This window comes from Bacillus sp. 05T31 (assembly GCF_056396725.1).
The window spans coordinates 1-1,271 of record NZ_JBFTMA010000954.1 but is presented as its reverse complement, the minus strand read 5'-3'; the positions used below and the strand labels follow the sequence as shown (position 1 = coordinate 1,271).

The 1,271-nt window shown below is 34.2% G+C and carries 1 protein-coding gene and 1 pseudogene; both read left to right on the top strand.

What is annotated here, in order from left to right:
• A pseudogene (locus AC1DJR_RS30245) lies at nucleotides 1-156 on the top strand (lipase); the annotation flags it as partial.
• Between the two features lie 87 nt (nucleotides 157-243).
• A complete protein-coding gene (locus AC1DJR_RS30240) occupies nucleotides 244-1,269 on the top strand; it encodes a homoserine dehydrogenase (RefSeq protein WP_477004286.1) in 1,026 nt (341 codons plus the stop codon).
• Nucleotides 1,270-1,271 lie beyond the last annotated feature (2 nt).

The window sequence follows — 1,271 nt, the reverse complement described above, 5'->3', positions numbered from 1 at the left end:
TCTTTACAGGTTGGAAAATGGAATCATATCGAAACGAAAGCAAATTGGGACCATCTTGATATGGTAGGATTAAGCGTTTCAGACACGTTAGGTTTTTCTAATATTCAAGAGTTTTATAGAACAATTGCAGAAAAATTATCACGGTTACCGAAATAGATAATAATAAAGCGCTCTCGATGGAATTCGAGGGCGCTTTATATTATATTGAAAGAGGGATTTGGTAGAAAAATATGGGGGGATATTATGAAAATTCAAGTGGTATTATCAGGGTATGGGACAGTTGGTAAAGAATTTATTAAATTATTAAACGAAAAATATTTATATGTAAATGAAACATATGGAATTGAGTTAGCTGTTAGTGGAGTGATAGGAAGAAATATTGCAATACATAACGGGAAAGGTTTGCAGATTAATGATTTATTGACGTATGGTGATGGTTCTGCTGCAATTGAAAAATATATCGAACATTATCCAGAGGAACGCGGAACGATTAATATAAATGGTACTGTATTGGTTGAATCAACTGCTACAAATCTTAAAAATGGAAATCCAGGGAAACAGTATATGAAACAAGCTATTGAAAATCAAATGGATATAGTAGCTATTTCAAAAGGTGCACTTGTTACAGCTTGGAGTGAACTGAATACGGCAGCACGTATTTCAGGCTCACGCATTCGATATAGCGGTGCGACTGCCGCTGCGTTACCGACATTAGACATTGGACAACTAARTTTAGCAGGTTGCCATATTGAAAAAATAGAAGGAATATTGAACGGGACAACAAATTATATYCTTACAAAGATGCATGAAGAATATAAGACGTTTGAAGAAGCATTGCAAGAAGCACAAAATAAAGGAATTGCGGAGACTAACCCGTTATTAGATATAAGCGGGATGGATAGCGCTTGTAAATTATTACTTTTGACGAATAGTTTAATGGGAAACAATTATTCACTCAAAGATATAAAAATAAACGGAATAGAGCACGTTACAACGCAACAAATTCAAAATGCAAAGGAACAAAATAAATCAATTAAATTAATTGCATCAGCATATAAAGATGATAATGGAAAAGTAAACCTTAGTGTACAACCTTGTAATTTAGAGAAAGAACATCCGTTAGCAAATATAAATGGCACGGAAAAAGGAATTACGTTCTTTACAGATACAATGGGACAAGTCACTACAATTGGTGGAGCTTCTAATCCACGCGGAGCTGCAGCTGCTGCTTTAAAAGATGTAATCAATTTATATCGAAATGATTTATAGGC